The organism is Streptomyces nodosus (genome assembly GCF_008704995.1).
Lineage (GTDB): Bacteria > Actinomycetota > Actinomycetes > Streptomycetales > Streptomycetaceae > Streptomyces > Streptomyces nodosus.
On sequence record NZ_CP023747.1, the window covers coordinates 519086 to 541990 of the forward strand.

The window sequence follows — 22905 nt, forward strand, 5'->3', positions numbered from 1 at the left end:
ACGGTTCACCGACACCGGCAGTATCGTACTTTCCATGTACAGATCAAAAGATGGCAATGCAGTCGGCGCGAAAGTCTTTGGTCTTGTCAGGTGGCGGGCGATCGCCACGCTCGCCCTGGTCGCCCTCGCCGTCAGCGGGTGCGAGTCGGGCGCGGACGCCCCGGCGACGAGGAGCGCGCCGGGCCCCTCGGTGATCGCGCCCGGCAAGCCCGGTGAGCCCGCCCGGACCCTTTCCGCCGAGGAGGCCGCGGACGAACTGCCCGACGACTCCCCCGACGCGGCGGACTTCGAGTACGTCCAGATGATGATCACGCACCACGGCCAGGCCCTGGTGATGACCGAACTCGCCGCGCACCAGGCGAAGTCGGGCGGTGTGAAGCGCATCGCCTCACGCATCGCGGCAGGTCAGGGTCCTGAAATCGACGCCATGAAGGGGTGGTTGAAGAACCACGGTGGGACGGCGGACCCGAGTGGCGGCACGGGCTCGGATCACCACCACCACGACCACGCCGCGATGCCCGGCATGGCGACCGAGGCACAACTGGGGCAACTGCGCGCGGCGCGGGGGGCGGCCTTCGACGAGCTGTTCCTGAAACTCATGATCACGCACCATGAGGGCGCGATCACCATGGCCACCTCGGTGCTGTCGAACGGCAACAATGTGCAGGTCGAGGAGATGGCGACCGAGGTGATCGCACAGCAGACCAGTGAGATCAGCCGGATGCACGAGATGTCCTGACCGACCGGCCTGAGCTCCGCGGACCTCCGCCCGGGTACCCGGCGGCGCGACACGGAGGCGGCCACCGTCGCCTCCGGCCGCTCACCTGTACGGCTCCCATGGGCTGATCCGGGCGAGCAGCAGGGCCACGTCGTCGTCGGGTGCGGGGGCCAGCCGGTTCATCACGGTCCGGCTGAGACTGTCCAGGGGCAGCGTGGAGTGGGCGGTCAGTACGTCGCGGAGCTGGGTCAGTCGCTGGTCGAGGTCCGCGCAGCGGGCCTCCACGAGGCCGTCGGTGTAGAGGATGAGGATGCTGCCCGGGGGCAGCGGCAGCTCGATCGGGACGAAGTCGATGCCGCCGACTCCCAGCGGCGCCCCGGCGGGCAGTTCCAGCAGTTCGGCGGTGCCGTCGGGGTGGATGACGGCCGGTGGAGGATGGCCGGCCCGGGTGATCGAGCAGGAGCCGGCTGCCGGGTCGCAGACCGCATAGGTGCAGGTGGCCAGGGGCGCGCCAGGAAGGTCCGCCATGCCGGCGTCGAGCTCGCGGAGCAGCTGCTCCGGGGGCAGCGCCAGTCGGGCGAGCGTCCGCACGGCGCTGCGCAGCTGCCCCATCACCGCCGCGGCCGTGATGCCGTGTCCCATGACGTCCCCGACGACCAGGGCCGCCCGTCCGCCGCTCATCCCGACGACGTCGTACCAGTCACCGCCGACCTCGTTGATGTCGCTCGCGGGCCGGTAGCAGTGGGCGACCTCGATGCCGGGCGGGGGCGCCAGCCGGTGGGGCAGCAGGCTGCGTTGCAGCGTCACCGCCGTGTCGTGCTCGCGGGTGTACAGGCGGGCGTTGTCCAGATAGACGGCCGCGCGGGAGGCCATGTCGCGGGCGAGGGCGACATCGTCGGGTGAGAAGGACCGGGCGGGGGCCGCGCGGTAGAAGGTGGTCGCTCCCAGCACCTTGCCACGGGCGAGCAACGGAACCATCAGCAGGGAGTGCACCCCCAGCTCGCGCAGCTGCCGGACGGCGCCGGTGTGGCAGGAGGAGGCGGTGATGGCCCGCTCGTCCACCTCGGCGACCACGAAGGGGTCCCGGCGCCTGATGGCCTGCACATACGGTGCGTCCGGCGGATAGTGCAGGGTCGCGCCCAGCGGGGCGAGGACATCGGCCTCCGGCGATCCCCGGGCCGGGGCTTTGCCGAGCCGCCGTACCGCGATGCCGCCGGCCGGATCACTGCCGAACGTCGCAGCGGCATCGTCGGCGGCCGTCACCATCAGGTCCACGGTGGCGATGTCGGCGAAACCGCGCAGCGCCACATCGGCCAGTTCCTGCGCGGTCCGCCGCATGTCCAGGGTGGTGCCGATACTCGCCGCGGCCTCGTTGAGCAGGTCGAGCCGCCGGTGGCTCTCCGCGGCAGCCTGCTCGGCCCTGACCCGTGCGGTGATGTCGACCACCGAGATGGCGACGCCGAACGGGCGTTTCCGGGTGTCTTCCAGCCGGAAGTGGGAGCAGGACCACACCCGGTCCTCGAGCCCGGTCGCCGGGGTGCGGCCCGTCACACGGAAGTCGACCGCGGACTCGCCGGTGTCCAGCACCCGCCGCATCACGGTCTCCATCTCGGCGCAGTTGATGTCCGGCAACACTTCATGCAGCCGCTTACCGAGGTGCTCGGCCTCGGGCACGCCGTTGATCGCTTCCAGGGCGGTGTTGACCTGCAGATAGCGCAGATCGCTGTCGAAGGCGGCCAGCCCGATGGGCGATTGGCCGCACAGACCGTCCAGGAGGGCACGCGACACCCGCATCTCCAGCACTGCGGAGACAGCCACGAGGAACGCGAACACATCACCGCCGGCGCCGGGGGTCTCCGGAACCCGGTAGGTCCATGCCGCGAGCTCCACCGGCCGCCCGTCCCGGTGCCGCGCCGTGCACGGGCCCGTCGTGGCAGGCCCGGTGGTGATCCGCTCCATCAGTGACTCGACGCGGGGGAAGCGGGACGTCGGGGCGAGCATCTCGCCCCGGCTGCCCAGCACCTCCGACGCGGGATAGCCGAGCAGCGCCTCCGCCGCAGCGTCCCAGTGGGCGATACGGCCCAAGGCGTCCACCCGCACCCCGGCCACCAGCAATTCGTCCGGCCACAGTCCGCCGGAATGCACCCGAGCTGGGTCGAACCCCTGGCTGAATACTTCGGAATGGCGCATGGCGCTCCCACCCGGCTGCTCTCTTCCACTATGCGGCCTTCCGCGCCGGGCCGACGAATGGATCACGGACGGTGTCGGGGGCGCTCTTGGCGCAGGCATGTCGGCGACGGCGCCGGAGCCCTGCCCGGACCCGCCGCCCGAGCGCGAAGTCGATCACCTCGGGGCAGCCGACCGGCGGGCACGGACGGGGACGGCTCGAGCGCGCTGAGCATTCACCGGCGGTCGATGCACGCGAGGGCACTGTTCACGGGCACGAGGGCGTCAGAGCCCGGCGGCCACCGTCAGGCCCTCCAGTACTGCTTCCTCCACGGTGCGAGGGGTGAGGCAGTCCCCTGCGGCGAAGACACGATCGGCCGGGACACCGGAGGCGACGGGGTCGAGGTCGTTGACCGGGTCGTGCCCCTGTGCGAGGACGGTACCCGCGACCCCTTCGAGCAGCACCGGCTCCTCGGTGAGGGTGTGCTGGAGGTACACGGTGTCGCTGTCGGCTCCGTAGAGCCGTACATTGGGCACGATCTCGATCCGCGCCCGTACCGCCTGGGCCAGCATGGCCCCACGTACGTACTGCTGCAGGTGCTCGCCGGCCGCGAAGCCCGTGACGCACAGCGTCACCTTCCTGCGCCTGCTTGCGAGTTGGAGAGCGACGCCCAGGCCGATCCAGTCGCCACGCCAGTCCGCCACCACGATCCGTCCGCGCGGCACCTCGCCGCCGCGGATCACCGACCATGCGTCGAGCACCACGGGATCGTCGATCAACTCCAGCCGTGGGTGGCGGGGGCGTGCGCCGGTCGCGAGCACCACGGCGTCCGGTGCCGCAGCGGCAAGGGCCGGTCCGTCCATCCGTGAGCCCACCAGGATGCGGGCTCCCGCGCGTCGCGCCTCACCCTCGAGATTGGTGACCGCGCCGCCGAACTCGGCGCGGCCGGGCAGCAGTTGCGCGAGGAGCACCTGACCCCCGAGGCGTCGTCCTGCCTCATGCAGTTCCACCTCGTGACCGCGTGCCGCGGCCACGGCCGCGGCCTTCAGACCGGCGGGTCCGCCGCCGACCACCAGCACCTTCTTGCGCCGTGTGATCGTCGGCAGTACTCCGAAGCGGCGCTCCCGGCCGGTCTCCGGGTGCTGGATGCAGGAGATCGGGTAGCCGAGCTGGAAGTGGCCGATGCAGGCCTGGTTGCAGCCGATGCAGGCGCGGATCTCCTCGGCGCGGTCGTCCGCGGCCTTGGCCGGCAGATCCGGGTCGCAGATCAGGGCCCTGGTCATCGCGCAGGCGTCCGCCTGCCCCGCTGCGACGATCTGCTCTGCTTCCTGCGGCTGGTTGATCCGCCCGGCCACCATCACGGGGACGCCGACGACGGCGCGCACCCGGGCGGCGAGCGGCGCGGTGTAGCCGGCGGGCTGGAACATGGGCGGGGCGATGTGCTGGGCCCCGGACAGGCTGGACGAGCTGCCCGCACACACCGAGACATAGTCGACAAGTCCTTCGGCGTCGAGTTCGGCGACGGACTGGAGCACCAGTTCACTGCCGAGGCCGTCGTGGCTCAGTTCGTCGCCGGAGATGCGCAGGCCGACCACGAAGCCGTCTCCTGCTCCCTTCCGGGCGCTGCGCAGCGCCTCGCGCAGGAAACGTATCCGGCCCTGCCGGTCCCCGCCCCAGCCGTCGTCGCGGAGGTTCACCTCGGGATTGAGGAACTGCGCCGGCAGGTAGCCATGGCTGGCGACGATCTCCACGCCGTCCAGCCCGGCCTCCCGCAGTCGGCGGGCCGCCTGGCCGTAGCCGTCGAGGACTTCGCGGATCTCGGCCTCGGTCATGGCGCGCGGCATGACATGGAAGCGCTCGCTCGGCGTCGCGGAGGGCGCCCAGGCGACCGGTGCGCTGCCGTCCTCGGACTCCAGGATCTCCCGGCCGGGGTGGAAGAGCTGGCCGAAGACCTTCGCTCCGTGCCGGTGCACCGCCTGCGCGAGCCTGGCATACCCGGGGACACACGCGTCGTCCGTGGCCATGAGCACATGGGTGGTGTAGCGGGCGGACTCGTGCACACCCGAGACCTGGAGCACGATCAGGCCGACGCCGCCTTCCGCGCGGGCTTCGTGGTAGGCGATCAGTTCCTCGGTGACCTCGCCGTCCCTGACCAGGACCGTGTCGTGGCCCGAGGACAGGATCCGGTTGCGCACCGTCACCTGGCCTATCCGAAGCGGGCTGAACAGGTGGGGGAACCGCACTCCCATGGAATGTCCTCTCCGGAACCTAGGCGCGTACGCCGAGCAGGACGCGGGCGGTGCCGAGGATCAGCTCGGCGTAGCGTTCGGCGGTGAGCCCGGATCCGGACGCCACCGCCATGTCGCAGCCGTCGACCAGGGCCACCAGCGACCCGACGGCGAGGTCGGCGGGGACGGCGGGGTGGAACTCCTCGTTCTGCACGCCTTGGTGGACGATCTCGCGGACCAGCGCCTGCCACTCGGTATGAACCCGGTGCACGCCCGCGCGCAGCTCCTCGCGCCGGGAGGCGCTCGCGCAGAACTCGGTCCAGGTGGCGCAGCGCCGGGTGAGGGTGGGATCGGTGGTGAGTGCCGTGACAAGCAGTTCCAGGCGGCGCCAGGCACTGCTCGCGTCGGCGGCCGCCGCCCGCCAGCGCTGGATCAGATCGTCGATCGACCAGGCGAAGGCTTCGCGGAAGAGGGTGTCACGGGTCTCGAAGTAGTGCTGCAGCGCGCCGATGGACACACCGGACGTCGTGGCGACGTCGCGCAACCGGCCTGCGTCGAAGCCTCGTTCAGCCAGCACCTCGGCCGCCGCACGCAGGATGCGCTCCCTCTGCTCGTCCATTGCCGCTCCCGCCGCCTCACGCTCTCGCCGCCCCGTCCCGAACTCCAATAATAATGCATTATTGTGACGGGCGACACAATGCTGTCTCCGTGAGACGGGCGATCAGTCGGGTGAGAACGACGCCGGCCTCACACCGTCCATGGGCCGCACCCGGCGCACGCACGGTGTGGACCGGCTCACGCAGCACCTCCGGTCGGGCCGGTGACGAGCGTGGAGGGCGACCCGGACGGAGCGGGTGCGACGTCGGGTCCTGTGCCGGCGTCAGGCGCGGTGGGTGATACGGCCGTTCGACATGGTGAGCGGGACCGGGCTCTGCGCGATGTCGTCCGACGGGGTGATGAGCGGGTCCAGGGCGAACGCGGTGAGATCGGCCCGCAGGCCGCGCGCGATGCGTCCGGCGCGGTGCGCTTCTCCGGCCGCTATCGCGGCATGGGTGGTGTAACCCTCCAACGCCATGAGCGGGGTGAGCGCCTGTTCCGGGCAGACGGGCGTGATGTCGGTACCGGGGTGACGGCGCAGCTGGGCGTAGGCGAGGATCTCGCGGGCGTCGAAGCGGGCGATCGGCCAGTCGGAGCCGAGGGCCAGCACCACGCCGGTGTCGCGCAGGGTACGGCAGATCCAGGCCCGCCGGGCGCGCTCGGCGCCGACCCTGGTGGACCATTCGTCGGTGTGGTCCGCCCGGGTGTAGGCGGAATGCGTGGGCTGCATCGATGCGATGACGCCCAACTCGGCGAAGCGGGCCGCTTGTTCGTAGGGAAGCGTCTCGATGTGCTCGATCCGGTGCCGCATCCGGGCGTCGGCGCCGAGCGCGGCGACGGTGTCGAGGACATGGCGCACGCCCGCGTCGCCGATGGCGTGGGTGGCGGTGCGGACCCCCGCCGCGTGCAGATGGTGGACGGCCGCGGTGTAGTCGGCGGGGTCGAGCCAGAGCGCGTCGCGGCTCTGTCCGTGGCAGTCGGGGTGCTCCAGCCAGGCGGAGCCGCCCTCGACGGTGCCGTCGATGAAGAACTTGACGCCGCCGACCAGCCAGTTGCGTCCGGCCGTGGCCTGTAGGGCGACCAGTTCGTCCAGGCCGTCCTTGTCGATGCCCGGCATGCACCAGGGGTGCAGTCGCAGCCGCAGCGGGACCTGCCCGTGGCGCTCCTCGACGGCGCACAGCAGATCGAGCACATCGCCGGCGGCGTCCATCACATGCGCACCCGTCAGTCCGGACGCGGCCATGTCGGACAGCAGCGCATGGAGCGCGTCACGACGCTCGGCAAAGGGCCGCCTCGGCATCACGGCGACGACCAGGTCCATCGCGGCGTGCTCGATCAGGTGTCCGGTGGGGATGCCGTCGGGGTCGCAGACCACGGTGGCGCGCTGGGCGAAGGAGCGCGCCCCGGTCACGCCGGCGGCGCGCAGGGCGGCACCGCTGGCCAGTGCGGAGTGGCCGTCGTAGAGGCGGATGAAGACGGGAGTGTCGGGACCGAGGGCGGCCTCGAGGATGTCGCGGTGGACCGGGTGGCCGCCGAAGGCGTTGTGGTCCAGTCCCCAGCCGAGGATCCAGCCGTCGATGCGCTCGGCGCCGGCGAGTGCGGTGCGCAGCCCGTCGAGGTCGCGCACCCCGGACAGGTCGGTTCCGGTGGCGAGGTCGAGACCGAGCACGGGGTGGCTGTGTCCGTCGACGAGTCCGGGAACGACGGTGGCGTCACCGAGGTCCACCACCTCGGTGCCCGGTCCGCGCCAGTGCCGTGCCTCGGCCTCGTCGCCCACCGCGGTGATCAATCCGTCCCGCACGGCCACGGCGGTGGCCTGCGGCCGGCCGGGGTCGAGGGTGTGGATTCGGGAGGCGAGGACGATGACATCCGGGGCGACGGACATGGGGGTTCCTAGCGGGAGTACGGATGGGGAGGTGAATGCGGTTCGTTCGGAGCCGGTCCGCGTGGAGTGGCGCCGTCAGGGCGTGGTGGCCGGCAGCACGGAGTCCGCGGGCCCCGCGTTCCGGCTGTCGGCACGGGCGCCGGGGTCCTCGGCCGGGTCCGCGGCGAAGGCGGCGTAGATGTGCGGCCGGCGCGAGCGGACCCGCAGGGCGTAGCCGAGGCCGGCCACGAAGACCGCCGGGATCAGCAGGATCAGCACCAGGTTGACGGAGTCGGAGGCCCCGGTCAGCAGGTCGATGTGGGCGATGACCAGGCAGAGCGCGGCGCCCAGCAGCAGGGTGGCCAGGGCCGGGGCGACGACGGTGCGCAGGGTGCCCTCGCCGTGTGTGATGCGGCGGAAGAAGAGGGGCACCGCGAGCGCGGCCAGCAGTTGCAGCGTGATCAGGCCGAGAACGCCAGGGGTGTTCACCCACAGCAGGAGCCGCGTGTACGGATCGGCTCCGGCGGCGGCGAAGCCGGCGACCACGACGACGGCGAGCACGCTCTGTGCGATACCGGCGATGTAAGGGGAGCGGTGCCGAAAGTGGATCCGGCCGAGCGAGCGGGGCAGCACGCCTTCCTCCGCCATGGCCAGGCCGTATCGGTTGGTGGCGTTGTGGAAGGCCAGCAACGAGGCGATCAGGCTGGTCACGATCATCACATGCATCGCGTCGGCGGCCCAGGGGCCGACATAGGTGGTGATCGCGGAGAAGAACAGTCCCGTCGGGTCCTTGGCCGCGGTCGCGATGACCTGCTTGTCACCGAACGCCTGGATGATCATCCACACGATGAACGTGTAGAACAGGCCGAGGAAGGCGACGGCGGCATAGGTGGCACGGGGAATGGTCCGGTCGGCGTGCTTCGCCTCACGGCGGTAGATGACGGTGGACTCGAATCCGGTGAAGGCGGCGAAGGCCATGGACAGGACTCCGGGCATGCCACCGGTGGTCAGGTTGCCGGGGGCGAAGGAGTGCAGGGACAGGCCGTGCGCGCCGCCTCTGGCCAGCACCGCCACGGCGAGCAGGAACAGGATGGCGGTCTCCCCCAGCAGCAGCACGCCCAGCACTTTGGCGCCGAAGTCGATGGAGCGGAAACCGCCGTACCAGATGACCACGACCCCGAGCAGGGCGATGACCGGCCAGGGCACGTCGACGCCGAAGAGCGACAGCAGGGTGTCGTGCGTCGCCGAGCCGAGCAGGCCGTAGACGCCGATGTTCATGGCCAGGTAGCCGAGCAGGGCGAGCAGTGCCGCGCCGAAACCGGCGGGGCGGCCCAGCCCCCGGGATATGTAGGCGTAGAAGCCGCCGCCGTTGCGCACATGACGGCTCATGGTGGTGAAGCCCACCGCGAAGATCGTCAGGGTGATGCCGGCCACCAGATATCCCGCGGGCGCACCGATGCCGCCGATGAGCAGGCCCAGCGGCGCCACTCCGGCCATGACCGTGAGCGGCGCCGCGGCGGAGACGACGAAGAAGGCGATGTCGGCGGTGCCGAGCGTGCCGGAACGCAGGGTCGGTGCCGGGGCCGCTGCGGGCGCGGGGGTGGTTGTCATAAAGGTGCCCTTCTGCGGCGGCCGGGGCAGGTCCGGCACTCGAGCCGTAAACCTAAAGGCTGATGGTTTCGGCACTGTAGCCCGCACGGCTACGCTCTGAGAAGACCCTTTTTTCTGATCATGAGAGAGGACCGGCGATGCCGCGGCCCAGCAAGGCCCTTCTCGACAGGGACCGGATCGGCGCAACGGCACTGGCGTTGGTCGACAGCCACGGCGACTTCAGCGTGCCCCAGATCGCCCGGGCCCTCGGGGTCCAGACCGCCTCCGTGTACCACCATGTGGAGGGGCGCGCCGGAATCATCGAGTTGCTGCGGAGCCGTATCGCCGAGACGATCGACGCCTCCACACTCGAACTGCGCCCCTGGGACCGCGCGCTGGAGGCATGGGCCCGGTCCTACCGCGCCGCCTTCGCCGAACACCCCCGCTCGATCCCGCTGCTGACGATGTCTCAGGTGGCCTCGCCCGAGGTGCTGGTGCAGTACGAGCGGGCCGTGGAACTGCTGATCGAGGCCGGCTTCGCGATGGCGGACGTGATGCCGGTGATCACCGCTCTGGACAACCTGGTGCTGGGCTCGGCGCTGGATCTCGCCGCGCCGGAGAGCATGTGGCAGCCCGCTCCGGACGGGTCGACTCCCCTGCTCGAGCGTGCGCTTGCCGCCGTCGGCGGCGGGCGCCGTGCCGACGCGGCGTTCGATCTGGCCCTCGCCGGGTTCCTCGACCATGTCCGCGGCCTCGCGGCATCCGCGGCTCCCGCCTGAGATCAGGGCGACCGCCACCGACGAGCCGGGTCCACAGCCTCACGGTTCGGCCGGCCAGTACCTTCCAGGATGACGACGCTGCTTCCACGGGCAGACGCCCAACCCTCCCCCGGCTGCGCCCACAGCGGGTCGACGGGGCTTCTCCGCACATTGACCGCAGCGGGCGGGGCGCCGCGGGTGCGTGGGCGGTCCCGTCACGGGGCACCACACCGGGACGGGGCTGTGCTCGTCGCATGCGGCGGCGCTTCTCCGAGTGCCTGGAGACCGGATGCCGGATTCGGGCGCACAACTGTTACCAGTAGCGGTTGTCTGTCAACATCGTGCAAAGACGGAGCGAACGGGGCGCGGGGTGTCGCAGTCGATCGAGGACTCATGGCGTGTCCGGATTCTCGGCGCGGACAACACACCGGTGGGATCGGGTGTTCTGGTGGACGGGGGACGGGTGCTGACATGTGCTCATGTCGTGCAGGAAGCACTGGGACTGGCGGAACAGGAGAGTCCGGGGGGACGGCGCCTCGTCGTCGACCACCCGGGATCCCTGACCGCTGATGTGTCGTACGGCTGGGTGCTGCCGCAGGGCTGGGCGCCGCCCGACCGGGAACGCGCGGACGTCGCGGTGCTCGCACTGGGCGGTCCGGCGCCGGCCGACTGCGTCCCGGCGCGGCTGCGGCCGTGCGGTCCCGCCCGGGGCCGGGGTGTGCGGGTCTTCGGTCAGGCCTCGTCCGCCGGTCCCGGCATCTGGGTGGCCGCCCGGCTGCTCGGGGCGGGCGGGCTGAGCCCGGACTGGGTCCAGCTGGACAGCCCGGACCAGGCGGACGGGCAGGTGCGCGGCGGATACAGCGGGGCGGGTGTCGTCGACGAGCACGGGGACGTCATCGGCATCGTCGTGGCCGCTCGTCGCCCCGCCGCATCGCGTGTCGCCTGGATGATCCCGGTCGAGGCCGTCGTGCGCTACTGCCCGCTGCTGGGCGACGCCCTGCACGGCGATCCCGCGCCCGTGCCCGGCTGGCCGCCGGGCGCCGATCGCGAACTGACCACCGCCCTGGTCAAGGTGCCGAGCATGCGCGACCCGCAGCGCCGCGAGAGCGTGCTGCGTGACACCGGCGACGAGATCTTCGATCTCGCCGAGCGGTCTCCGGTGCTGATCGAGGATGTGCGCGGGGTCGTCGAGCTGTGCCTGCAGTACGCGGACGGCATCGACCGGCTCGCCGCCGCGCTGCGCTGGTACGAGCGAGGCTCGCTGCCCATGCGGGATTTCGAGCGGGTCGTCCTGCGGCTGCGCGGCGCACCCGGGCCGACGTCATGACGGGTGCCTACACCCCGCGTGCGGATCTGTTCTGGGAGCTGGCCGGTCTCATCACCCACATCCCAGGACTCGCCCACCCGCGTCCGCTGCGGCGGTCCGCGGAGGCGTTCACCGAGCGGTTCGGGCCGCTGGAGTCCGAGAGGCCGTCGGGAATCCCCCGGGAGGACCTCTATGCGACGCTGCGGGAGTGCGACCGCTACCCGGAGGGCCTGCGCTTCTATCTCGACACGCTCGGCAGCGGGCGTACCGGCACCCTGGCATGGGCCGCGGTCGAGCAGATGTATCTGCGGCTGTACCCGGAGAGGCTGCTCACGCCCGGCGAGCGCGACGAGTTGCGCACCCTGCTCGGGGCGCGCGCTCCCGGCACCCGTCTCGGGCCCCTCGCCCTGCCCTTCCTGCCGTTCCTGCCACCGGTCGACGGGGACACCGACGGACCCGAGGCGCTGGAGGCGCTGCTCGACGCGCTGGAGGACGCGCTCGTACCGGCGGCCGAGGCGCACCCGCTGCTGTCCTTCGTCGAGGCCGTCGCCGTGACCCAACAGTCTTTGCTGGAGGCGGAGTTGCGAGCCTGGAGCGACAAGGTGGCGCATCACATCGGCTGCCCGCAGGAGGCGCTCCAGCAGGTCCGGGCCCGGGAGGCGGCACGTGTGGGGCGGCCCTTCGCCCCCTCCCGCCTGCTGGTGGAGATCGTGGCGCACCCGGCCGCCCCCGACGTGTACCACCTACGGGGCTGGCTGCTGGCCACCCGGGAGGGGCCGAGCTCGCTGCTGGCCGACTGCCGGGTGACCTCGCGCGGCGCGCTGGAGGAGACGGTCGCCGCGCTGCACGAGAGCGTGCTGGAGCGGCTGGGTGAGCTGAGCGCGGGGCTGCGCGTGGAGTTCCTGCTGCCCAGGCCGCTGCTGTGGCTGGACGTGGATCAGTTCCCGGTGCGCCCGGCGGGTTCGGTGGCGCGGCCGATCGGAGCCGATCACACGGTGCTGGTGCGCAGTCGGGACCGGTTCCACAAGCGGTACTGGTGGCCCGCGCTGCACCGGCGCCTGGCGTGGCTGCGGTCGAACCCGGACGGGGGCTTCGAGGCACCCGCCGTGCGGTATGTCGCGCCGGACGGCGTTCTCGCCCCGTACGACCTGCTCACCGAGTTGCGCGACGGCGAGACCCCGTTCTGCTTCGTGCTGCTGGAGCCCCCGCAGTGGGACGGCGACCTGGCAGCGGACCCGGTGTACGTCCTGCTCGAAGTCGGCATCCCCGCCATCGTCGCGCTGCGCCGACGGGGCCATCACGCGGAAGCCGGGCCGCAGTTGTGGAAAGTGCTGGCCGGAAGGTTGGATGCGCTGCCGGACCGGGTACGACATCTGCGGGGCGTCGGTCCAAGCGGCTACGGGTCAGCGGTGACGCTGGACCTGCATCGCCACGTCACCCTAGTGTGGGACAGCCAAGACGGACTGGAGGGGGCGGAGGCCGCGCTCGGGCATCCGCGGACCGGGGGTGGCCACCATGACCGGGGAGTCGACCGACCAGCGTGAGGCGCGGCATCCCCGTCCTCCGGCCTGGTGGGTGTTCCGGGACACCGGCGCGCAGCACGCGCCGTCCGATCCGCTGCCCCGGTTGCCTTCCCCGCCGCCGTGGCGACGCTTCAGGCCGGACACCGACATCCCGCCGCTCGACATCCCCGCCCCGGGCGACCACACGGACGTCGAGCGCAAGCTGGGCTCACGCCGGGCCGGCACCCTGGACCACGCCGTCGTCGACGTCATCAACGCCGCGATCCAGCTGCGCCGTCCGCTGCTGGTCACCGGGCAGCCGGGCACCGGGAAGTCCAGCCTGGCCCACCAGATCGCCGCCGAACTGGGCCTGGGCCGGGTGCTGTGGTGGCCGGTGGTCAGCCGCACCACCCTGCGCGACGGGCTGTACGACTACGACGCGATCGGCCGGGTGCAGGACACACCCGTGGCGGCGGCTCCCGGCACGGAGCGCGGGCCGCTGCCCGATGTGGGCCGCTATCTGACGCTCGGTCCGCTCGGCACGGCGCTGCTGCCCTGGAAGCGGCCGCGCGTGCTGCTCGTGGACGAGCTGGACAAGAGCGACATCGACCTGCCCAACGACCTGCTGCACATCTTCGAGGAGGGCGAGTTCCGCATCAGGGAGCTGGAGCGGCTGGGTCAGTCCCGCCGTGAGGCGCGTGTCGGCACGGCCGACCACGGCTCGCCGGTCGTGGTGCGCGACGGCCGGGTGCGCTGCTCGGAGTTCCCGATCGTGGTGATCACGAGCAACGGGGAACGGGCCTTCTCCCCCGCCTTCCGCCGCAGGTGCCTGGAGGTCGAGCTCGCCGTTCCGGACGAGGAACGGCTGGCCGCGATGGTCGAGGCGCACTTCGGGTCGCAACCGGATCCGCGCACCCGGCAATTGGTCCGCTCATTCCTGAAGGAGCGCGGCGAAGGCTCACTCGCCGCCGACCAGCTCCTGAACACCGTGCACATGCTGACGAACGGCGCCGCCGACGCCGACGAGGCGTCCTGGACGCAGTTACGGGCCGCGCTGTGGCGCAGCCTGGCGACGGACTCCTCGCCATGACCGGCCGGGCGGGCCGGGCGCCGACGGCACGTGAGTGGGCGGAGGCGCTCTGGCTGACGGACCGCATCGGGGCGGCCGGGGGCGTGCTGTCGGAGCACGGTGCGCCGGCTGATGCGTCGACGGCGAGCGCCGGGAGTGCTCCGGGCATGCCGGGCGCCGCGGACACCACGAGCGCCCCGGAGACCGCGGGCACTCCCCCGGCGGTCGACGATCTGCCGTCGGGGGCGCCCCCCTGGCCTGTCCTGTCCGATGCGCCGGGACCCGCCCCTGAGCCCCCGGCGGTCGACACGCCGCCCCGCCCCGACGGACCGGACGGACCGGACGGATCCGGCGGGTCGGAGCCGGTGCGGCCCCGGCGTGACGCGGCAGACGCGCTCGCCTCGGCTTCCCTGCTCGGGACGGCCGCCGCGCGCCTGAACCGCGGGCCGCTGCACGACATGGGTTCCCCGGTCGGCTCGACGACCGGTGTCCCACTGCTGTTCGACACCGACACCCGCCCCGGCGTCCTGCGCGACCCCCTCCGTTTCGCCCGGACCCTGCGCCCGTTCAACCGCCGGGTCCCCTCACGTCTCCGCCACGCCCTGGACGAGGAGCGGACCGCGGTCAGGTCGGCCGAGCTGGGCCGGTGGAGCCCGGTGCTGGTGGATGTGCCGGACCGGTGGTTCGAGGTCGCCCTGGTCGTCGAGCACAGCGTGTCGATGGCACTGTGGCGGGGCGTCGCGCAGGAGCTCGCCGAACTCCTGCGCCGCCAGGGCGCCTTCGCCGACGTACGGATCTGGTGGCTGGACACCCGTGGCGGGAAGTCGGCGCGGCTGCGCTCGGAGCGGGGCGGCCCCGCCCGCGACCCCGGCGAACTGCTCCACCCGCAGGGGCGCCGGCTGGTGCTGCTGATGAGCGACTGCGTGGGCGACGCCTGGGCGTCCGGCAGCGTGCCCCGGCTGCTCCACCGCTGGGCACGGCACGCGCCCGTGGCGGTGCTCCAGCCGCTGCCCAGCCGGCTGTGGGACCTGTGCGAGGCGGTCCCCCGCGACCTGCGGGTGCGCGCCGTGGCGCCCGGGCTGCCCAACGCTCTCCTCCTGCTGCACCACAACAAACGCTGGGTGCACCCCGACGCGCTGCCGGTACCGGTGCTGGAGCTGGAGACCGCCTGGTTCGCGGGCTGGGCGCGCATGGTGACGGGCGAGGCCCGGGCGCACAGCGATGTGACCGCCCTGCTCGTGGACGGGCAGGGACTGGCACCGGAGTGTCTGCCGCCGCTCGCCCCGGACCACCGGCCGCGGCCGGTCTCCGCCGAGCAGGCGGTACGCCGTTTCCTGCGCAACGCCTCCCCCCAGGCGCGACGGCTGGCCGCACAGCTCGCGATGGTGCCGCTGCGGCCGGAGGTGGTGGGTGCGGTGCAGCGCCTGCTGGGCCGGGCGGCCGGACCGCTGCCGTTCGCGGAGATCCTGCTCGGCGGCCTGCTGGCGGCGCACGCCGGCACGGGCGGCGGCGGCCCGCGCTACGAGTTCCTGGACGGCGTGCGCGAGCGGCTCCTGCACGGCCTGGGACGGACCGAGACGCTGCGTACGCTTCAGCAGGTGTCGGCCGTCGCCGGACGGGCGATGGGCGCGCGCTCCGGTCTCCTCGGCACTCTGGTGGCCGCGCCCGGCGAACTGGACGGGGCCGCCCTGGGCGCCGCCGACCACGAACTGCTGTCGGCGGCGGCGCCGGCCCTGGCGGCGCTCGGACCGGCCTACGGAGGCGCACTGGCCCGCGTACGGGCGCACTCGTCTTTGGCGACGGCGGGTGACGGGGAGGAAAGCGGGCGTCGGTCCGCCGCACCGGGCGCTCCGGAGGCGGCCGCCACTCCTCCCTTCAGGGAATCGGCTCAGCACATGGAGGTCGTGTCGATGGATCCCGCCTCGTCCCGTACGACGCACCCGGCTCCGGGCGTCGATCGGCCGGATGAGCACGGAAGCGGCGCCCCGGCACGGCCGCCGCTGCCTGCCCGGCTGCCGCGGACCATGCCGCTGCCGCAGGCCTCCTACTTCACCGGCCGGGAGGAGGAGCTCGACCGGCTGCGGGCCGTGCTGAACTCGGACGACCGGGTGGCCGTGCTGCCGTACGCCCTGTACGGGATGGGCGGGGTCGGCAAGACCCGGCTTGCCGTGGAGTACGTCCACCGCCACCACACCGAGTACGAGCGGATCTGGTGGATCGACGCCGAGCAGCCCGCCGTGATCCGAGAGCAACTCGCCTCCCTGGTACCGGACTTCGGCGTGGCGGCCGACGGTCCCGGTGACCCCGTGGACCGGGTGCTGGCGGCGATGTCCACCGGCACCCCGTTCAGGCGCTGGCTGCTGGTGATGGACAACGCCGGAGCGCCCGAGGACGTGGTGCCGTACATCCCCTCGCTGCTCGGCGTGCCGGACGGGGCGGGCCATGTACTGGTGACGTCCCGGCACTCCGGCTGGGCCGAGCGGGTCCACGCCCTGCAGATGGACGTGTTCAGCCGGGAGGAGAGCATCGGGTTCCTGCGCCGGCGCACCCCGTGGACCAGTCGTGAGGAGGCGGAACGGCTCGCCGAGGCGCTGGGCGACCTGCCGCTGGCGCTCGAGCACTCGGTCGCGGCACTGGCCCACTCCGGCATCGACACCGCCTCCTATCTGGACCTGCTGGAGCACCGCCGCAGGGAGGTGCTGGAGGAACCCTCGGCGTCCGGCGTCCGGCCCGTCGCGGCCACCTGGCGCACCTCGGTGGACCTGCTGCGCGCGCGGCACCCGCAGGCGCTCGAACTACTGCGGCTGCTCGCCTTCTTCGGCCCGGAGCCCATCGCCCAGTCCTTCCTGCGCGACGCCCGGCTGCTGAACCTGCCCGACGACCTCGCCCCCGTCGCCCGCGACGAGCTGGCCCGGGGCCGGGCGATCCGGGCCATCAACCAGTACTCGCTGCTGACCGTCAACCCCGCCACCGGCACGCTCCAGGTGCACCGGCTGCTCGGCGGCGTCCTGCGCGACGAGCTGTCCGCCGACGAGGCCACCCGGCTGCGTCATCTGGTCCATCAGATCATCGGCGCACACGACCCCGGGGACTCCCAGCGCCCGCAGAACTGGCGCAACTATGCCGACATCCTGCCCCACCTCGAACCGTCCGGCCTGCTGCACTGCGGGGACGCCGAGGCCCGCGACACGGCGCTGAACATCCTCGGCTACGTCATCGCCCGCGGTGACTTCCAGGGCGCCGCCCAGCTGGCCCGCCGGGTCGCCGAGGTCTGGCACACCACGCTGGGCCCCGATCACGTCCAGACCCTCTGGGCGCGCCGTCAGCAGGCGAGCGCCCACTGGCAGCTGGCCGAGTTCGACGAGTCGCGGCGGATCAACGAGGAGGTGCTCAGGCGGCTGCGCGCCACCCTGGGCGAGAACGACGAGTTCACCCTCACCGTGGCCGGTGCCAGGGCCGCCGATCTGCGCGCTGCGGGCCGCTTCACCGAGGCGCTGGCCCTCGACCGCGAGGCCTACGACCGCAGTGTCGGACGCCATGGCGACCAGAGCCCGCACGTCCTGACCGTCGGTCACAACTACAGCGTCAGCCTGCGCGTCAACGGCCTGTACGAGGAGGCGCTCGCGCTCGACCAGCGCATCCACGACGCCCGCCTGGAACTCCTGGGTCCCACGGCCCGCTCGACGCTGTTCTCGATCAACAACGTCGCCCGCGACCTGCGCGAGTGCGGCCGGTACGCGGACGCGCTGATCCTCCAGACGAGCACGCTGGCCCGGTATCGCGAACAGTACGGCGACCAGCACCCGCACACGCTGCGCGCCATCAAGAACATGTCGGTGACCTGCCGCAAGGCGGGCGAGCTGGAGCAGGGGCTCGCCCTGGCGCGGGAGTCGCTGGAGCAGTACCGCCTGCATTTCGGCCCGGACCACATCGACACCCTGGCGGCACTGACGAACATCTCCAACGACCTGCGGCTGACCGGCGCCCCGGAGCGGGCGCTCGAGCACAGCGCCGAGGCCCTGCACCGCTACCGGGCGGTGCTCGGCCCACGGCACCCGCTGACGGGCGTGGCGGGCGTCGATCACGGGGCGGCCCTGCGCGCCGCCCAGCGGCACGCCGAGGCCCGCCGGGTCGACGAGGAGACGGTGGCGGCCCTCGCCTCCGCGCTCCCGGACGATCACCCCTGGCTGCTGCTCGCCCGGGTGAACCTCGCCACCGACCTGGCACTGGGCGGCGACCCGGCGGCGGCGCGGGCGCTGGGCGAGGAGTGCGCCCAAAAACTCCGGGCCCGTTACGGGGACCGGCACCCGGGGACACTGGCCGCGCTGACCAATGTGGCCCTGGACATGATCGCGACGGACGCGGCGGAGGCGGGTGAGGAGCTGCTCGCCTCGGTGCAGCGGCGCTATCTCGCGACGCTCGGCCCGGACCATCCGGAGAGCCGGGGCGCCGCGGCCGGCATCCGCGCCGAGTGCGACATCGAGCCGCCGCCGATCTGATTCCGGGGCGCCGGGTCCTCTCGTCACCCTCCGCGTGCGGGCATGGCCGCCCAATCGGCGAGCACGTCCCGCAGGGCGTCCAGGAGCCGGTGTCCGTGCTCGGTGAGCCAGCCGCCGCGCTCCAGTTCGTCGCAGGCCAGGTGGGCGGTGCGCCGCCACCGCTCGTACGGCGCGGCGGCCGCCCGATCGCCGAGAGCGGCCTCCCGGCGCCAGAACGCGGCGGTCACCAGGAACGCGACGGCGCCCTGGAGCAGTGCCGACGGCGGGCGGGGCCGGTCGCTCCAGGGCGCGGGCCCGCGCGCACCGGGGCGGGCGTGGAGCAGCCGGGTGAGGTCCTGGAGGGCGTACAGCAGGGAGTGCTGTGTCTCATGGACGAGCGCGGCGGCGAGTTCGGCCGGGTCGTCCAGCGGGGCGAGGGCGACGAGACCGAAGGCGTCGCTGAAGGAGGCGCTCAGCCAGGCGCCGCGTGTGCCGCGGGGCCGCCGCGGATCGAGGGGCACGACGGCGCGCACGGTGGCGCGTACCGCGTCCGCGCGCTCGGGATGGCGGACGGCGAGCACCTCCCAGGCCGCGCCGAGCCGGTCACGCCAGCGCGCCAGTTCCTGCGGGCCGAGGGCGCGGGGGACGCCGAGGTCCAGGGAATCGTGGGAATCGAGGCGTATCACCGGCGCCGCGTCCGGGCGCGGCGCCGTGAGACGGACGCGTGGCACCGGCTCCCAGCCGGGCGCGCGCTCCGCCGGCGGGTCGGGTATCAGGACCGCGCCGGGCGTGCCGGGGGCGGTCACGGTGGTCGGGCCGTGCGGGCCGCGCTCCAGACGCGCGGTGCTCGCGCCGGGATCCAGGCCGGCGCGGCCCAGGCCGGGCAGTTCGACGGTGCCGTGGCGCACCGGAACCTCCAGCCGGAAGGGAAGGCCCGCCCGGTGTCCGGCGACCGCCGCGAGCACGGCCACCGGATCGCCGTGGCCGTTGCGTACGGCTTCGGCGAGCACGATCCCGGCGGCGGGGTCCATGACGAGTGTGTCGAAGACGGCGGGTGCCCGGCGGCGTACGGCGGCGAGGAGGGCCGTGGCGGTGCCGGAGTCCCGGCCCGCCCGGCCCGGGGCAGCACGGGAGGCGTGGTGCACGGCCCGCAACAGCAGCAGATTGCGGCCGGCGCGGGCGGTGCGCAGCAGGCGCAGGGTGTCGGCGTCCGGTGTCCCACGGGCGATCTGCCGCCACAGGTCGTGGGGCAGCGTCAATGCGGGTGGGGCCGCTGCTGCGGCCGGGCGGCCGGGCGTCAAGGGCGCACTCCGCCGGCTCGGTCGAGGTCGGCCCGGAGGACATCGGCCACATGCCGGATCAGCGCCATCAGGTCCGGGCAGTACACGGACGGGTTGAGGTAGCCGTTGTCGGCGCGGTAGCGGTGCGGGTAGTGGCCGCCGCCGCAGACCGCGCCGACCGGGCAGGCCCGGCACTGTGCGGCCAGCCCGTTCGCCGCCAGTTGCCGGGCCACCACCCCGGGGTGGTCCAGCAGCGCGTCGAACGTGTGGCGGTAGACGTCCAGGCCACTGCGGTCGGCCCCTTCGTACGCCGATTTCAGCTGGTCGGAGAGGGTGAGCGCGCCGTCCGTGTCGACCACGGCGAGCTGGGAGGGGGCCCCGCCGATGGTCTCGGTGCGGGTGACGCCGCCGAGCAGGAGGTCGAGGACCGACTCGAAGAACGCGATGCGCACCGGTGGTCCGGGGGCCGTGTACCAGCGGTCGAAGACGGTGGCGAGCCACTGGCCGTAAGGAGTCTCGGTGGGGTCCTCGGGGCGGCCCGGTGGGCGGTTCGTCCAGTTGCCGAGGGGCAGCAGGAGACGGACGGACGGCGGGTCGTACGACAGCAGGTGCTCATAGGTGGCGAGCGGGTCGGCGGTGACGTCGACGGTGCACAGTACGCCGGCCCACACGCGGCGGTGCTCGGGCGCGGCCAGCCGCCGCAGCGCGCCGGCGACCCGGGCGTGGCTGCCGCGTCCGGCGTGGTCACGGCGGGTGCGGTCGTGGACCTCGGCGGTGCCGTCGAGGCTGACCGCGATCCTGATGTCCTCCTCGTGGCACAGACGCAGCACGTCCGTGTCGAGCAGGGTGCCGTTGGTCTGGATGACGACGTCCGTCTCGGTGCCGCCGGGCATGAGCCTGCGCAGGGTGCGGGTCATCTCACGGAGCAGCGGGACGCCGGCCAGCAGCGGTTCGCCTCCGTGCAGGATGACCCGCACGGAGGCGGGCCGGTGGCGTTCGGCGTGTTCGGCGATGCGACTGCACACCTGTTCGGCGGTGCGCGGCGACATGGTGTGCGGCTGGGCCCGCCAGAGTTGGTCGGCGGCCTCGTAGACATAGCAGTAGGTGCAGGCGAGGTTGCAGCGGCTGTGCACCTTGACGACGAACTCCCGGAAGGGCAGCGGGCGCGTGCCGGACGTGCGCAGGGCCGCGACGTCGAGGAGGTCGTCGGGCCACCGGCCGGGGTCGGCGCCGTCGGCCGGCTTCACGGGGCCGGGGTGGTGACTCGTCCGGGACCTTCCGCGGTGTCGCCTCCGGAGTCGTAGGCGGCCACCGGGGCCTCCTCGCCGGCCAGTTGGCGCAGCACGCGGCGCAACGCCTCGGACAGCGCCGAATCGGTGCCGTCCAGGATCTCCTCCAGGGGCAGTCCCGTCAGATCCGGCATGTCCGCCGTGCTCTCACCCGCCCCGCTCGGCATCGCTCTCAGCCCCCCATAGGTCGCCGCCACACCATGACTGTCCGTTGCACCCACTTTGAGGATAACCAGAGGAACGTGGGCAGGTCAGCCCGTGATTCGGGCGCGGCCCATGGGTTCCTTCGGGCGGTATTGGACGGTTGTGCGAGGGGTTGTCGTCATCCTGACGCGCCGTCATCCCCCATCCGGGCGGGGAGGTTGACCTTGACACCGGCCGACCGTCACCCTCTGAGGTGGTGACGATGTCGGCCGGCGGGAGTGCTCAGGTGGAGACGGGGGCGCGTGGTGCGGCAGTGCGGTCATGGCGCCGGTCGTTACGGTCCTGGGGCGCTCGACTGCTGCCCGGCGACGACAGGGACGACTCGACGGCACGCTGGGTGGTGCCCGCCGTCCTCATCGGCGCCGTGGCGGGGCTGGGCGCCGCGGCACTGTTCGGGCTGCTGCATCTGTGCACCGGCTGGCTGCTGGAATCCGTGGCCGGTTACCGGCCCTACCGGACGTCGGCGGAGGGCGGGTTCCGTACGCTGGCGGGCTCCGACCGGCCGTGGCTGGTGCCGCTGGTGGCGGCGGGCGGTGCCCTGACCGCCACGGTGTTCGCCCTCTGGCTGGCGCCCGAGGCGCGCGGTCACGGCACGGACGCCGCCATCGCTGCCGCCCACCACGACCCGACGGGCATGCGCGGCCGGGTGACGGTGGTGAAGCTCGTGGCGTCGGCCCTGACCCTCGGCTCCGGCGGCTCGGGGGGCACGGAGGGACCGGCCGCGCAGATCTCGGCGGCGTTCGGCTCCGTCATCGCCCGGCGCACCGGTATGTCGCGGGAGCAGGCTCGTACGGCACTGGTGATCGGGCTCGCCTCGGGAGTGGGCGCGATCTTCCGGGCTCCGCTCGGCGGGGCACTGCTCGGGGCGGAGCTGCTGTACCGCAGGGGCATGGACGCCAAGGTGCTGCCGAAGGCGCTCATCGCCTCCGTCGCGGGCTGGCTGGTGTTCGGCGCCTGCTTCGGATTCACCCCGGTACTGGGCAGCCACCCGGGCCAGGCGGTCAGCACTGTGGGCGAGTTCGCCGTGGTGGCGGTGGTGGGCGTGGTCGCGGGCGGCGCCGGGCGACTGTTCACGGCGTGTTTCTACGCGGTGCACACACGGGTGGAGAAACGGGCGCGCGGGCTGCTCACCCGGATCGCGGCGCCGACGGTCGGGGCGCTGCTGGTGGGCGGGCTGGGGTTGCTGGTGCCGGGGGTGCTGGGCACCGGGTACGGCCTGATGGAGGCGGTGACACAACGGCAGTTGCTGCTGGGTCTGCCGCTGGCCGTGGTACTCGCGCTGCCGCTGGCGAAGATCGTGGGTACGGCGCTGACGGTCGGCTCCGGCGGGTCGGGCGGCATCTTCGGTCCGGGCATGGTGGTGGGCGCCGGTGTGGGCGCGGCGTTGTGGCGGCTGGCAGAGCCGCTCGGCATCGCTCCCCACAGTCCGCTCGTCCCGGTGGCGGTGGGGATGGCGGCCTGTCTGGGCTCCGTGGCCCATGCTCCGCTCGGGGTCCTGGTGATGGTGGCGGAGATGCTGGGCGACGCCTCGCTCCTCGGCCCCGGCATCCTGGCGGTGCTGTGCGCGCAGTCCGTCACCGGCCGCACGACGCTGTACCGGAGCCAGCTGGAACGGATCGGGGCCGGGCCGAGTCCGGTGGAGGAGGCGACGCCCCCTGAGGTCGTGACGGCACCGGCACCGCACACGAGGGTGGCTCCCATGCGCCGGAAGCCGGCCGGTGCGGACCCGGTGGCGGTCAAACCGACGGATCCGATGCCGAAGTGACCGTGCCGCGGGGGCAGTCGCCGCCATCGACGGCGAAGTGACCCCGCGCCGGGTCGGACGCCGACTCCGACGGCGAGACGACGCCGGGAG

At 72.9% G+C, this 22905-nt stretch carries 15 protein-coding genes; 7 read left to right on the forward strand and 8 right to left on the reverse strand.

The genetic code is table 11. The features are described 5' to 3' along the window. Positions 1 to 34 precede the first annotated feature (34 nt). Entirely contained in the window at positions 35 to 739 is a 705-nt protein-coding gene (locus CP978_RS02700) for a DUF305 domain-containing protein (RefSeq protein WP_052453963.1), read from the forward strand. 81 nt (positions 740 to 820) lie between these two features. Here CP978_RS02700 and CP978_RS02705 read toward each other — a convergent pair whose 3' ends face one another. From CP978_RS02705 to CP978_RS02725, 5 genes are all read right to left on the reverse strand, one after another. Then, positions 821 to 2908 (reverse strand): SpoIIE family protein phosphatase, encoded by a 2088-nt coding sequence (locus CP978_RS02705; RefSeq protein WP_043437212.1) that lies wholly within the window; start codon positions 2906 to 2908, stop codon positions 821 to 823. 261 nt (positions 2909 to 3169) lie between these two features. Then, positions 3170 to 5134 (reverse strand): oxidoreductase, encoded by a 1965-nt coding sequence (locus CP978_RS02710; protein ID WP_043437214.1) that lies wholly within the window; start codon positions 5132 to 5134, stop codon positions 3170 to 3172. 19 nt (positions 5135 to 5153) lie between these two features. Beyond that, positions 5154 to 5732, reverse strand: a complete 579-nt coding sequence (locus CP978_RS02715; RefSeq protein ID WP_043437215.1) for a TetR/AcrR family transcriptional regulator — start codon at positions 5730 to 5732, stop codon at positions 5154 to 5156. A gap of 261 nt (positions 5733 to 5993) precedes the next feature. Then, entirely contained in the window at positions 5994 to 7595 is a 1602-nt protein-coding gene (locus tag CP978_RS02720; protein WP_043437216.1) for an amidohydrolase, read from the reverse strand. Between the two features lie 75 nt (positions 7596 to 7670). Continuing rightward, entirely contained in the window at positions 7671 to 9185 is a 1515-nt protein-coding gene (locus CP978_RS02725; RefSeq protein WP_052453964.1) for an APC family permease, read from the reverse strand. Positions 9186 to 9322: 137 nt separating this feature from the next. Here CP978_RS02725 and CP978_RS02730 point away from each other — a divergent pair, with 137 nt between their 5' ends. The 5 genes from CP978_RS02730 to fxsT all read left to right on the forward strand — a co-directional run bounded on the left by CP978_RS02730 (position 9323) and on the right by fxsT (position 18298). Next, on the forward strand, positions 9323 to 9943 hold the full coding sequence (locus tag CP978_RS02730; RefSeq protein WP_043437218.1) for a TetR/AcrR family transcriptional regulator: 621 nt from the start codon (positions 9323 to 9325) through the stop codon (positions 9941 to 9943). 268 nt (positions 9944 to 10211) lie between these two features. After that, positions 10212 to 11249 (forward strand): effector-associated domain 2-containing protein, encoded by a 1038-nt coding sequence (locus CP978_RS02735; protein WP_079161969.1) that lies wholly within the window; start codon positions 10212 to 10214, stop codon positions 11247 to 11249. Beyond that, positions 11246 to 12772, forward strand: a complete 1527-nt coding sequence (locus tag CP978_RS02740) for a VMAP-C domain-containing protein (RefSeq protein WP_043437219.1) — start codon at positions 11246 to 11248, stop codon at positions 12770 to 12772. The genes CP978_RS02735 and CP978_RS02740 overlap by 4 nt, the downstream gene beginning before the upstream one ends. Beyond that, positions 12744 to 13820 (forward strand): AAA family ATPase, encoded by a 1077-nt coding sequence (locus tag CP978_RS02745; RefSeq protein WP_052453966.1) that lies wholly within the window; start codon positions 12744 to 12746, stop codon positions 13818 to 13820. Before CP978_RS02740 ends, CP978_RS02745 begins: the two co-directional genes overlap by 29 nt. After that, on the forward strand, positions 13787 to 18298 hold the full coding sequence (fxsT, locus tag CP978_RS02750; protein WP_144401427.1) for an FxSxx-COOH system tetratricopeptide repeat protein: 4512 nt from the start codon (positions 13787 to 13789) through the stop codon (positions 18296 to 18298). Before CP978_RS02745 ends, fxsT begins: the two co-directional genes overlap by 34 nt. A 23-nt stretch (positions 18299 to 18321) precedes the next feature. On the opposite strand, the gene CP978_RS02755 is transcribed toward fxsT, so the two are convergent. The 3 genes from CP978_RS02755 to fxsA are packed head-to-tail and all read right to left on the reverse strand — an operon-like array spanning position 18322 to position 21043. Continuing rightward, the gene (locus tag CP978_RS02755; protein ID WP_158508313.1) at positions 18322 to 19578 is read right to left on the reverse strand and encodes an aKG-HExxH-type peptide beta-hydroxylase; all 1257 of its coding nucleotides are present in this window, start codon (positions 19576 to 19578) and stop codon (positions 18322 to 18324) included. After that, entirely contained in the window at positions 19575 to 20804 is a 1230-nt protein-coding gene (locus CP978_RS02760) for an FxsB family cyclophane-forming radical SAM/SPASM peptide maturase (protein WP_043437224.1), read from the reverse strand. The genes CP978_RS02755 and CP978_RS02760 overlap by 4 nt, the downstream gene beginning before the upstream one ends. Continuing rightward, complete coding sequence (gene fxsA / locus CP978_RS02765) at positions 20801 to 21043, reverse strand: FxSxx-COOH cyclophane-containing RiPP peptide (protein ID WP_144401428.1); 243 nt, start codon at positions 21041 to 21043, stop codon at positions 20801 to 20803. The genes CP978_RS02760 and fxsA overlap by 4 nt, the downstream gene beginning before the upstream one ends. 209 nt (positions 21044 to 21252) lie before the next feature. Here fxsA and CP978_RS02770 point away from each other — a divergent pair, with 209 nt between their 5' ends. Next, positions 21253 to 22815, forward strand: coding sequence for a chloride channel protein (locus CP978_RS02770; protein WP_079161971.1), 1563 nt, complete (start codon positions 21253 to 21255; stop codon positions 22813 to 22815). Positions 22816 to 22905: the final 90 nt, after the last annotated feature.